This window comes from Dankookia sp. GCM10030260, assembly GCF_042666655.1.
GTDB lineage: Bacteria > Pseudomonadota > Alphaproteobacteria > Acetobacterales > Acetobacteraceae > Paracraurococcus.
On sequence record NZ_JBHTDE010000006.1, the window covers coordinates 259,950 to 269,806 of the forward strand.

General features: G+C 72.6%; 10 protein-coding genes. 5 read left to right on the top strand and 5 right to left on the bottom strand.

What is annotated here, in order from left to right:
• Positions 1-17: 17 nt before the first annotated feature.
• The 3 genes from ACFQS7_RS20300 to ACFQS7_RS20310 are packed head-to-tail and all read left to right on the top strand — an operon-like array spanning position 18 to position 3,972.
• A complete protein-coding gene (locus tag ACFQS7_RS20300) occupies positions 18-1,094 on the top strand; it encodes an NAD(P)-dependent alcohol dehydrogenase (RefSeq protein WP_380068950.1) in 1,077 nt (358 codons plus the stop codon).
• On the top strand, positions 1,091-3,523 hold the full coding sequence (ppsA, locus tag ACFQS7_RS20305; protein WP_380068951.1) for a phosphoenolpyruvate synthase: 2,433 nt from the start codon (positions 1,091-1,093) through the stop codon (positions 3,521-3,523). The genes ACFQS7_RS20300 and ppsA overlap by 4 nt, the downstream gene beginning before the upstream one ends.
• Positions 3,523-3,972 carry a host attachment protein gene (locus ACFQS7_RS20310; protein WP_380068952.1) on the top strand — a complete coding sequence of 150 codons (450 nt, stop codon included), beginning with the start codon at positions 3,523-3,525 and terminating at the stop codon, positions 3,970-3,972. The genes ppsA and ACFQS7_RS20310 overlap by 1 nt, the downstream gene beginning before the upstream one ends.
• A gap of 307 nt (positions 3,973-4,279) precedes the next feature.
• Here the strand turns inward: ACFQS7_RS20310 and ACFQS7_RS20315 are convergent, their stop codons facing one another.
• From ACFQS7_RS20315 to ACFQS7_RS20325, 3 genes are read right to left on the bottom strand one after another with little or no spacing between them, the layout of a single operon-like run.
• Positions 4,280-5,344 carry a ketopantoate reductase family protein gene (locus ACFQS7_RS20315; RefSeq protein WP_380068953.1) on the bottom strand — a complete coding sequence of 355 codons (1,065 nt, stop codon included), beginning with the start codon at positions 5,342-5,344 and terminating at the stop codon, positions 4,280-4,282.
• Between the two features lie 42 nt (positions 5,345-5,386).
• Positions 5,387-5,821 carry a hypothetical protein gene (locus ACFQS7_RS20320; RefSeq protein WP_380068954.1) on the bottom strand — a complete coding sequence of 145 codons (435 nt, stop codon included), beginning with the start codon at positions 5,819-5,821 and terminating at the stop codon, positions 5,387-5,389.
• Positions 5,818-6,570 (bottom strand): DUF2786 domain-containing protein, encoded by a 753-nt coding sequence (locus ACFQS7_RS20325; protein WP_380068955.1) that lies wholly within the window; start codon positions 6,568-6,570, stop codon positions 5,818-5,820. The genes ACFQS7_RS20320 and ACFQS7_RS20325 overlap by 4 nt, the downstream gene beginning before the upstream one ends.
• A 232-nt stretch (positions 6,571-6,802) precedes the next feature.
• Between ACFQS7_RS20325 and ACFQS7_RS20330 the strand changes: the two genes are divergently transcribed.
• Together ACFQS7_RS20330 and ACFQS7_RS20335 are read left to right on the top strand one after the other, a co-directional pair.
• The gene (locus tag ACFQS7_RS20330) at positions 6,803-7,057 is read left to right on the top strand and encodes a VOC family protein (RefSeq protein WP_380068956.1); all 255 of its coding nucleotides are present in this window, start codon (positions 6,803-6,805) and stop codon (positions 7,055-7,057) included.
• Between the two features lie 11 nt (positions 7,058-7,068).
• Positions 7,069-7,401: a YdhR family protein gene (locus tag ACFQS7_RS20335; RefSeq protein WP_380068957.1), complete on the top strand. Its 333-nt coding sequence runs from the start codon at positions 7,069-7,071 to the stop codon at positions 7,399-7,401.
• An 83-nt stretch (positions 7,402-7,484) separates the two neighbouring features.
• Here the strand turns inward: ACFQS7_RS20335 and ACFQS7_RS20340 are convergent, their stop codons facing one another.
• The gene (locus ACFQS7_RS20340; protein WP_380068958.1) at positions 7,485-8,423 is read right to left on the bottom strand and encodes an NAD(P)-dependent oxidoreductase; all 939 of its coding nucleotides are present in this window, start codon (positions 8,421-8,423) and stop codon (positions 7,485-7,487) included.
• A complete protein-coding gene (locus ACFQS7_RS20345) occupies positions 8,420-9,640 on the bottom strand; it encodes an ABC transporter substrate-binding protein (protein ID WP_380068959.1) in 1,221 nt (406 codons plus the stop codon). The genes ACFQS7_RS20340 and ACFQS7_RS20345 overlap by 4 nt, the downstream gene beginning before the upstream one ends.
• Positions 9,641-9,857: the final 217 nt, after the last annotated feature.

Sequence of the window (9,857 nt, forward strand, 5' to 3'; positions counted from 1 at the left end):
CCACGGAGGAGAACGCCATGCCACGGACCATGCAGGCTGCGGTGTTCGTCGAGAAGGGACGGATCGCGTTGCGCGAGAAGCCGGTGCCCGAGATCGGCCCCCTGGACGCGCTGCTGCGGATCACCACCACCACGATCTGCGGCACCGACATCCACATCCTGAAAGGCGAATACCCCGTCGCGCCCGGCCTCACCATCGGCCACGAGCCGGTCGGGGTGATCGAGCGCCTCGGCAGCGCGGTGCAGGGCTACGGCGAGGGCCAGCGGGTGATCGCCGGCGCCATCACCCCCTCCGGCCACAGCAACGCCTGCCTCTGCGGCTGCGGCGCGCAGGACGGCGCCGGCACCGCGCATGGCTGGAAGCCGCTCGGCGGCTGGCGCTTCGGCAACACGATCGATGGCTGCCAGGCGGAGTACCTGCTGGTGCCGGACGCCATGGCCAACCTGGCGCCGGTCGCCGACCGGCTGACCGACGAGCAGGTGCTGATGTGCCCCGACATCATGTCGACCGGCTTCGGCGGCGCCGAGAGCGGCCGCATCCGCATCGGCGACAGCGTCGCGGTCTTCGCCCAGGGACCGATCGGCCTCTGCGCCACCGCCGGGGCGAAGCTGATGGGCGCGACCAGCATCATCGCCGTCGACCGCGTGCCGGAGCGGCTGGCGATGGCGCGGCAACTCGGTGCCGACCATGTCGTGAACTTCTCGAAGGAGGATCCCGTCGAGGCGATCCGCCGGCTGACCGATGGCCGCGGCGTCGATGTCTCGATCGAGGCGCTCGGCCTGCAGCAGACCTTCGAGGCGGCGCTGCGGGTGCTGCGGCCGGGTGGCCGGCTTTCCTCCCTCGGCGTCTACTCGACCGACCTGCACATCCCGCTCGATGCCTTCGCCGCCGGGCTCGGCGACCTCGGCATCGTCACCACGCTCTGCCCCGGTGGCAAGGAGCGCATGCGGCGGCTGATGGCGGCGATCGAGGGCAACCGGGTCGACCTGCGGCCGCTGGTCACCCACCACTTCCGGCTGCGGGACATTGCCGAGGCCTATGAACTGTTCGGCCAGCAGCGCGACGGCGTGCTGAAGGTGGCGATCGTGCCATGAGCGGCGATCCCGGCATCCTCTGGCTCGAAGAGGTCGGCGCCGCCGACGTGCCGCGCGTCGGCGGCAAGAATGCCTCGCTGGGCGAGATGGTGCGCGCGCTGTCCGGCGCCGGCGTGCGGGTGCCGCCGGGCTTCGCCACCACGGCCGCCGCCTGGCGCGCGCTGGTGGCCGGCAGCGGCATCGGCGGCGCGATGCAGGCGCGGCTCGACGCGCTGCGGCGCGGCGCGGCAAGCCTGGCGGAGACGGGGGCGGCGATCCGCCGGCTGATCCTCGACGCCGGCATCCCCGCGGCCCTGGCGGAGCAGATCCGGGCGGCCTACCGCATGCTGGCCGCGCGCCAAGGCGTCGCGGACCCGGCGGTCGCGGTGCGCAGCAGCGCAACCGCCGAGGACCTGCCGGATGCCAGCTTCGCCGGACAGCAGGAAACCTTCCTCAACGTCGTCGGCGAGGCGGCGCTGCTGGACGCCTGCCGGCACTGCTATGCTTCGCTCTTCACCGACCGGGCGATCAGCTACCGCGACATGCAGGGCTTCGACCACCTGAAGGTGGCGCTGTCGATCGGCGTGCAGGCGATGGTGCGGGCCGACCTCGGCGGCTCCGGCATCATGTTCTCGATCGATACCGAGAGCGGCTTCCCCGGCGTCGTGGTCATCAGCGCCGTCTGGGGCCTCGGCGAGCCGATCGTGCAGGGCTCGGTCGATCCGGATCGCTACCTGGTCTTCAAGCCGCCGCTCGGCGACCCGCGGCGCGTGCCGATCCTCGAGAAGGCGCTCGGCGGCAAGGCGCGCAAGATGGTCCATGCCAGCGGCGGTACCGCCCGGACCGCCCTGGTCGACACCAGCCGGCGCGAGCGCGAGGCCTTCGTGCTGCAGGATGCCGAGATCCTGCAGCTGGCCCGCTGGGCGGTGGCGGTCGAGCGGCATTACGGCCGGCCGATGGACCTGGAATGGGCCCGCGACGGCGAGACCGGCGCGCTGTTCATCGTCCAGGCCCGGCCGGAGACGGTGCATGGCACGCGGCACGCCGCGGTGCTGCGCAGCTGGCGCCTGCAGGCGAAGGGCAAGCCGATCCTGCGCGGCGCCGCGGTGGGCGAGGCGATCGCCAGCGGCCCGGTCCGCGTCGTCCGCGACGCGGCCGATATCGAGGGCTTCCCGCAGGGCGCCGTGCTGGTCGCCGAGGCGACCGATCCGGACTGGGTGCCGTTGATGAAGCGGGCCGCCGGCATCGTCACCGACCATGGCGGCGCCACCAGCCATGCGGCGATCGTCAGCCGCGAGCTCGGCCTGCCGGCGGTGGTCGGCACGCAGGACGCCACCGGCCTGCTGCGCGATGGGCAGGTGGTGACGCTGTCCTGCGCCGAGGGCGATGCGGGGCAGGTCTATGACGGCGCGCTGCCCTTCGCCGCGACCGATATCGACCTCGACAGCCTGCCGAAGACGCGTACGGCGATGATGCTGAACCTGGCCAGTCCCGCCGCCGCCTTCCGCTGGTGGCGGCTGCCGGCACAGGGCGTCGGGCTGGCGCGGATGGAGTTCATCGTCGGCAACCTCATCAAGGCGCACCCGATGGCGCTGCTGCGGTTCGACCAGGTGCGGGACCGCGAGGCGCGGCGGCAGATCGAGGCGCTGACGCGCGGCTTCCCCGACAAGGCCTCCTACTTCGTCGATACGCTGGCGCGCGGCGTGGCGCGCATCGCCGCCCCCTTCCACCCGCGGCCGGTGATCCTGCGGCTGAGCGACTTCAAGAGCAACGAATATGCCCACCTGATCGGCGGCGCCGCCTTCGAGCCGGTGGAGGAGAACCCGATGCTCGGGCTGCGCGGCGCCTCGCGCTACTATTCCGACCGGTACCGCGACGGCTTCGTGCTGGAATGCCGCGCCATCCGCAAGGCGCGGGAGGAGATCGGCCTCGACAACATCATCGTCATGGTGCCGTTCTGCCGCACGCTGCGGGAAGCGGACCAGGTCCTGGCCATCATGGCCGGGCACGGTCTGCGGCGTGGCGAGGCAGGGCTGCAGGTCTATGTGATGTGCGAGATCCCCGCCAACGTGATCCTGGCGGAGGAATTCGCCGCCCGCTTCGACGGCTTCTCCATCGGGTCGAACGACCTGACGCAGCTGGTGCTCGGGGTGGACCGCGATTCGGCCGAGCTGGCCGGGCTGTTCGACGAGCGCGACCCGGCGGTGAAGCGCATGATCGCGGACGTGATCCGCCGGGCCCAGGCCTGTGGTGCGAAGGTCGGGATCTGCGGCGAGGCGCCGAGCAACCATCCGGACTTCGCGGAATTCCTGGTCGAGCAGGGGATCGATTCCATGTCGCTCAACCCGGACAGCTTCGCCGCGACGTTGCGTCGCGTCGCGGAGGCCGAGGCGCGCCTGCCACAGGGACGGTCCGGCCACCCCCTACCGGAGAACGAGGGACAAGGGTGATGCGACAGGAAATCGCCTGGGTGCTGGTGGCCGACGGCCAGCGGGCGCGCGTGCTCGAGCGGCTCTCGCTGGCCGAGCAGTGGCAGGAACTCGAGGCCGAGGCGCAGCAGGTCTTCGATCCGCCCTCGCATGCGCTGGGAACCGAGCGTCCCGGCCGCACGCAGGAGAGCGTCGGCGGCGCCCGCCATGCGATCGAGCCACGGCAGGATGCGCACGCGGCGCGCAAGGTGGCCTTCGCGCGCGACCTGGCCGATCGGCTCGAGGCCGCGGCCGGGGCGAGGCGCTTCGCCCGCCTGATCCTGGTGGCGCCGCCCGCCTTCCTCGGCCATCTCCGCGAGGCGCTCGGCGATGCCACGCGGCAGCGGCTGCGGGGCAGCCTGGACCTCGACCTGGCCAAGGCGCCGCTCGCCGAGATCGTCGCCCGCCTGCCGGAGCACCGGCCGGCCTGAGCGGGCGCGGGGATGAAGGGATCGGGGATGGCGCCAAAGGCCTGGGTCGCCGCCCGCGCGCCGGTCCGCGGCGGGGTGTTCCCCGTGCAGGGCCAGCCGGAGGCGATCGAGCTCCTGGCCAGGCGGGCGGGTCGCCGCCGACGGACAGCCACGACGTCCTGCCAAGGTCAATGCCAGGCAGCGGCCGCTCGGCGGCGTGGCTGAAGGGCAGGGTGCCTTCGGCACCACTGCCCGGCGGATGCGGCCACCCTCGCCGCGCGCTGTGCGCTCGCGTTGTGGCGTGGCCGCCCCCGCGACTTCCTCCGGCCTACGCGTTGATCCCCGTGATGTTCTCCGCCCGCGCCGCGACCTCGCCGCGCTCGACCCGCTTCACCATCGCCGTCAGCGCCGCATTGGCCGGCGCCGCCAGCCCTGCCTTGGCGCCTTCGGCGACGACGAAGCCGTTGATCTGGTCGATCTCGGTCTGCCGGCCCTTCATCATGTCCTGGCCCATGGACGGCCTTTGCTTGGCGCTGCGCTGGCCGGCGGCCAGCGTCGCCAGGATGGTGCCTTCCGCCTGGTCCAGCGCCGCGGCATCGCCGGCGCCGGCCGCGGCCAGGACCTCGGGCGCGATCTTCTGGATCGGCTCCAGCGCATAGCCCAGCGCCTGGCCGATCCGCACGGCCTCGGCGCCGAGCCGGATGGAGAAGCGGCGGATGCGCCCGTCGCGGTCGCATTCGTTGCCGGAGAGGCCGGAGGCGGCGCTGACGCCGTTGCGCATCACGTTGACACACAGCTTCGACCAGCGCTCGCCCCAGAGGTTGGTGGTGGCGGCAACGCTGTCGATGGCGGCGATCAGCGCGCGGACCTGCTCGACGCGGGCGGTGAGGCGGCCATGCGCCTCGCCCACCGCATAGACCACGCGCTGGGTGCCGCCGAGTGGGACGGTGCGCATCACCTCGCCGGGGGCGACCAGCTCGCCCGAATAGGTGCCGGCGATGACGCCGATGGTGCGGCCCCAGCCGACCACGGCGGCGATGGCGGGTTCGTTGATGCAGTTCTGCAGGCTGGCGACGAAGCCGCCCGGGGCCAGGTGCGGCGCGATGAGCTGGGTCGCCCAGGTGGTGTCGTAGGACTTCACCGAGACGAAGGCGATGTCGATCGGCGGGCCCTTGGACAGCGACTGCACGTCGGACAGGTGCAGCGCGGGCACCTGGACGGTGACGTTCTGGCTGTCCTCGATGCCGGTGAGCTTCAGGCCCTGGGCGCGGATCGCCTCGACATGCGCCGGCCAGGCGTCGATCAGCGTGACGTCGTGGCCGAGCCGGGCGAGGTGGCCGCCGAGATAGCCGCCGACCGCGCCGGCCCCGACGAAGGCGATTCTTGGACGCATCCCGCTTCTCTCCCGCTGCGGCGCCAGGTTAGCGCGGGCGGCTCAATCGAGGAACGCCGGCCGGGCGGCGGGATCGAAGGCGATGCCGGCGGCGCGCAGCGAGGCCACCAGCGCCGCCTCCGGCATCCGCGCGTGGCGCACCAGCAGATGCACATAGAGGCCGACGAAGCGCGGCCCGTGGCCGTCGCTGCCGCCCTCGGCCGTGCTGGTCAGGCTGTGCGCCAGCTCGTGCAGCAGCACCCAGGTGGGCAGTTCGGCCGGCGCCTCGATCGCCAGGCGGGTGGCGCGCGCCACGGTGCGGCGGGCCTGGCGGGGCAGCGGACGGATGCGCGGCGGGAAGCGCAGCCCCTCGGCCGCCCAGACATGGTCCACCAGGGCCTGCAGCCGGGCGAAGGGGACGCGGGAGGTGTCGCGTGGCCCGACCTCGGCATCCTCCCAGGCATAGAGCCGCCGCGCAGCGGCGTCGCCCCGGCTCATTTTCGCGGCAGGGCCCTGGCGCCCGGCCCGGCGCCCACCGGCCGTTCCAGTCCGACCCGGCCGCCGGCCGCCTGGCCGCGGCCATAGGCGCCGCGGTCGCGCACCGTGGCGGTGGAATAGACCGTCCTCAGCCGCACGCCGAGGCCACGGAAGCCTTCCTCGACCTTCTTCTCCTTGGCCAGGACCAGCGCGGTGGAGGCGGATGCCTGGCTCGCAGGCGCGGCCTCGCGGCGCGCCTCGGCCGCCGCGGCCCGGGTGGCGGTCATCTCCTCCAGCCGCTTGCCGAGCCGGTCGGCGAAGCCGTAGCGGAAGCTGCGGAGCCGGGTCTGCGGGGTGGCGCGGCTGCGCAGGTAGTCGGCGGTGGCGCGGTAGCGGGCTTCCTCGTAGGCGAGCGCAGCTTCCGCGACGCGCAGCAGGTATTCCGCCATCTGCACGTCGGGCTCGAGCCCATAGAGCACGAAATCGGCCCGCCCGTCGGTCCAGCCGCGGCAGTCGGTGAAGCGCAGCAAAGCGGGGTAGAGCCAGCGCAGCGCCAGGCGCTGCGGGCCGGGGACGGTCACGCGGTGCTGGATGCAATCTTCCTCGCGCAGCGCGACCTCGGACATGGACAGCCCGTAGACCTCCAGCAGCTCGCCCACCTTGGCGGCGGCGGCGAGCGCCTCGGCCTCGGAGCAGCCGCGCTCCACGGTCCGGGCGGCCAGCGCCCGGATGCGGCCCTTCACCTTGGCGAGTTCGGTCTGCTGGTCCATGGCGCGAGTGGTGCCCGGGCCGGGCGCCGGTGGTCAAGGGGCGGTGCCCCCTGTCCAGCCGGCGGGCTTCGGGCCTAGGCTTCGGCGAAAGACCGACGGAGGAACCCCATGGCCCGCTACGGCTTCGACCACATCCACCTGCGCAGCCCCGACCTGGAGGCGACCGCCGCCTGGTTCCAGGACAAGCTCGGCGCCGAGGTCGCCCGCCGCGTCGAGGGCGCCGCGCATCGACATGACGCTCGGCGGGCTCGACCTGTTCATCTCGGCCTCCGACAGCCGCGTCGCGGCGCCGCCCCTGTCGCCCTACAACGGGATCGACCATTTCGGCCTGGCGGTGCAGGGGCTGGACGCGGCGGTGGCGGAGCTGAAGGCCAAGGGCGTGAAATTCACCATGGAGCCGAAGCAGGCCCGCCCCGGCGTGCGCATCTGCTTCATCGAGGGGCCGCAGAACATCGCCATCGAGCTGCTGGAGCGGACGCCGGCCTGAGGAGACACGCCATGCACATCGTCCAGATCAACTACCGCCGGCCGGAGATGGCGAAGGCCGAATGGGAGGCGCGCTACACCGACGACCGGGCGAAGCCCTTCCTCGAGGTGCCCGGGCTGCTCTGGAAGATCTGGCTGGACGGCGACGCCGAACGGCTGGCGGGCGGCATCTACCTCTTCGCCGACCAGGCCTCGGCGGAGGCCTATGCGAACGGGCCGATCGCGGCACGGATCAAGGCGAACCCGGATTTCTCGGATGTCTCGGTGCGGGTCTTCGCCGTGCGGCAGCGGATGAGCGAGATCACCCGGGCGCCGATCGACTTCGGCAAGCTGGCGGCGGAGTGAAGGCTGGGGCGGAGGTATCCGCCCCAGACCCCACCTCTATTCTTGTGGGCTTGGCACCTGCCGCGCGGCGGGTGCCGACGTTCCTAGCCTTCGTTGCGTCGGCTGGCGGCGATCTCCACCTCCGCCCAGCCCTCGGTGACGCGGGCGAGTTTGGTCACGTCGCCCTTGCCGCCGCCGCCGGCCATCGCCAGCCCGTACAGCATCTGCGCCGCGCGGCTGGTCGGCATCACCAGGCCCAGCGCCTCGGCCTCCTGCAGGGCCAGCCGCATGTCCTTGGCCATCAGCTCCATCCGGAAGCCGAAGTCGAAGCGCCGGGTCAGCACCGGGCCGGCGGCGAAGCGCTCGGTCGGGAAGCTGCGGCCGGAGGACTTGTTGATCACGCCGACCATCAGCTCGGGGTCGAGCCCGGCCTTGGCGCCCATCGCCAGCGCCTCGCAGGCCGCGGCCCAGGTGGTCGCGGCCAGCAGGTTGTTCACCAGCTTCAGGGTCTGGCCGAGCCCGACCTTCTCGCCGACCAGCACGGTGTTGGACCCGATCGCCTGCAGCACCGGGCGGACGCGCTCGAAGGCCGCCGGGTCGCCGGCCGCCATGACCGAGAGCGTCCCGGCCTCCGCCCCGGCGACGCCGCCCGAGACCGGCGCGTCGAGCGCCACCACGCCACGCGCGGCCAGGCCCGCGGCCACCTGCACCGCCACCTGCGCCCCGGTGGTGGACAGGTCGACATAGACCTGCAGCGCGCCGCCCTCGGCCAGGCCGCCGGCGCCGAGGGCCACCGCCCGGACCACGTCCGGCGTCGGCAGGCTGACCAGCACCACCTGCGCTTCCATGGCCACGGCGGCGGGGCTGCCCCGCCCCTCCGCCCCGGCCGAGACGGCGGCGGCGACCGCCACCGCGTTCAGGTCGTGCACCAGCACCCGGTGGCCGGCGCCGAGCAGCCGCCGGACCATCGGCGCCCCCATGGCGCCGAGGCCGACGAAGCCGAGTGTGGTCAAGCCGCTCCGCGGGTCCGCGGCGCTGCTCATTGCTTCACCAGCGGGCAGGCGGGATCGAGCGGCTTGAAGGCCTGCGCCGCCGGCACCGTCGCCAGCACCTTGTAGAGGTCCCAGGGGCCGGTCGATTCCGCCGGCTTCTTCACCTCGACCAGATAGAGGTCGTGCACGTGCCGCCCATCGGCGCGGACGACGCCGTCCTTGGTGAAGACGTCGTTGACCGGCAGCGCGCGCATCTTGGCGGCGACCGCCATCGCCTCATCCGTGCCGGCGGCCTCGATGGCCTTCAGGTAGTGCCGCACCGCGCTGTAGATGCCGGCCTGGTACTGGCTCGGCACCGTGCCGCGGTTGCGCTCGGCGAAGCGCTTGGCGAAGGCGCGGGTCTCGTCGGACTGGTCCCAGTACCAGGCCTCCACCGTCACCACGCCCTGCGCGGTCTGCAGGCCGAGCGCCTTGACGTCGTTGACGTTGACGAACATGCCGACCAGCCGCTGGCCGCCCTTGGTCAGGCCGAATTCGCCGGCCTGCTTGATGGCGTTGATGGTGTCGGTGCCGGCATTGGCCAGCGCCACCACCTGCGCCTTGGATGCCTGCGCCTGCAGCAGGAAGGAGGAGAAGTCGGAGGAGTTCAGCGGGTGCCGCGCCCGGCCCAGCGCGGTGCCGCCCTCGGCCTTCACCACGCCTTCCGAGCCGCGCTCGAGCGCGTAGCCGCCCTCGTAGTCCACCGTCAGGTAGTACCAGGACTTGCCGCCCTGCTGCATCACGGCGCGGGTGGTGCCGGACGACAGCGCATAGCTGTCGGAGGTCCAGTGGAACCCGACGGGGGAGCACTGCCGCCCCGTCAGTTCCGTGGTCGAGGCCGAGGAGTTGATGATGATCCGGTTGCGCTCCCGGCCGACCTGCTGCACGGCCAGCGCCACGGAGGAGTTCGGCATGTCGATGATCATGTCGACGCGGTCGGTGTCGATCCAGCGCCGCGCCAGCGAGCCGCCGACATCCGGCTTGTTCTGGTGGTCGCCGTTGACCACCTCGACCGGCTTGCCGAGCGCCTTCCCGCCATGGTCCTCGATCGCCATGCGGGTGGCGAGCACCGAGCCCGGCCCGGCGAAATCGGCATAGGGGCCGGACAGGTCGGTGAGCACGCCGATGCGGACGACCTCGTCGGAGACCTGCCCCAGGGCGGGATTTGGGGCGATGCCGGGCGCGAGCAGGATGGCGAGCGCGGCGGCCGCGCCCCTGAACTTGGACATGTGTTCCTCCAGGACCGATGGGCGCGTCGTGCTGCACGCCTTGCCGCGGCAGACTAGCACCGCAACGGCCGCTGGATAGGGCCGGGCCACGTAATTACCCACCCCCTGACTTCTGCGACGTAGCGGTCAGGCCGTGACAGTCGTCAGGATGGCGCCAAAGACGCTGGTGTTCGGCGCGAGGCGGGCTGTGGCGACTACGGTGCGCACGTCCGCCTCG